The organism is Vallitalea sediminicola, from assembly GCF_054408565.1.
On record NZ_BTPT01000238.1, the window covers coordinates 1 to 243 of the forward strand.

Here is a 243-nt window from a genome sequence, read left to right on the forward strand (position 1 = left end):
TGAGAAAATGTCAAAAAAATACATGTCCTGTAGGAGTTGCAACCCAAGATCCTGAGTTACGTAAACATTTTAAAGGTAAACCAGAGCATCTTATTAATTTCTTTACCTTCTTAGCCACTGAACTTAGAGAATATATGGCTATAATGGGCTTTAGATCCATAGATGAAATGGTTGGTCGTGTGGATATGTTAAAACCGAACAAATCAAAAATGCATTGGAAAGCAAAATCAATAGCTTTTGCTT

The 243-nt window shown here is 34.2% G+C and carries 1 protein-coding gene; it reads left to right on the forward strand.

The genetic code is table 11. The features are described from left to right. On the forward strand, positions 1-243 hold a 243-nt coding region (locus tag ACX6CF_RS26570; RefSeq protein WP_458788392.1), incomplete at both ends, for a glutamate synthase-related protein.